This window comes from Mycobacterium simiae, assembly GCF_008370645.1.
GTDB classification, from domain to species: Bacteria; Actinomycetota; Actinomycetes; order Mycobacteriales; family Mycobacteriaceae; genus Mycobacterium; species Mycobacterium simiae_A.
The window spans coordinates 1-467 of sequence record NZ_VTZN01000522.1; the positions used below are offsets into that span (position 1 = coordinate 1).

1 protein-coding gene is annotated in these 467 nt (G+C 63.8%); it reads left to right on the forward strand.

The window, feature by feature from the left end; genetic code table 11:
• A partial coding sequence (locus F0Q45_RS26710) for a ketoacyl-synthetase C-terminal extension domain-containing protein (protein WP_306439481.1) occupies positions 1 to 467 on the forward strand: 467 nt, incomplete at both ends.

Consider the following 467-nt stretch of genomic DNA (forward strand, 5'->3'; position numbering starts at 1 on the left):
CAGGCCGCCGCGGGTGTGGCCGGGGTGATCAAAATGATCCAGGCCCTACGCCATGGTGTGTTGCCGCCTACCTTGCATGTTGATGCACCCACCCCACACGTGGATTGGAGTGCGGGTCAGGTCCGACTGCTCACCGAGGCCCAACCCTGGCAACCCAACCACCGACCCCGCCGCGCCGGAATATCCTCATTCGGCATATCCGGCACCAACGCCCACCTCATCGTCGAAGAAGCGCCCGCAGTCGAGACCGCCGACAACCACACCACAGCAGGCAGCGATGCGCCCGTAACAGCATCGGCCAGTCGAGCCACACTACCGTGGCTGATCTCAGCGAAAAGTCAAACAGCCCTGCGCGCCCAAGCAGCGCGACTAGCCACACACCTAAGCAATCACCCACACCTCGACGCTGCTGATGTGGGTTTCTCGCTTGCCACCACTCGGGGTGCGCTTGATCACCGCGCCGCGGT